General features: G+C 49.8%; 1 protein-coding gene. It reads right to left on the reverse strand.

The window, feature by feature from the left end:
• Positions 1-6 precede the first annotated feature (6 nt).
• The coding region (locus NLF92_RS13255; RefSeq protein WP_489886393.1) for a type 2 periplasmic-binding domain-containing protein at positions 7-261 on the reverse strand (255 nt) is incomplete at its 5' end.

The raw sequence follows: 261 nt of genomic DNA on the forward strand, positions 1-261 counted from the left end.
TATCGTTTATTGCATGTCTGCAGCGACTTCGCCAATCAGTCTGCGCAACCAGATATGGCCAGCGTCATGATGAAGCAGGGCACTCCAAGCCATTTTCAGTGCAATGGGTGGAATGTCAAATGGCGGTTCGCGAAGCACGATATTCGGATCATCTTTAAATATCTTTGCGGCCTTACTTGGCAGTGTCGCAATCAGATTCTGACGCTTGGCTATTTGTAAGGCGGCGTGGTAGTGCCGGGTGAAAACACGTATGTCACGCTG

This window comes from Opacimonas viscosa (assembly GCF_024199005.1).
GTDB classification, from domain to species: domain Bacteria; phylum Pseudomonadota; class Gammaproteobacteria; order Enterobacterales; family Alteromonadaceae; genus Opacimonas; species Opacimonas viscosa.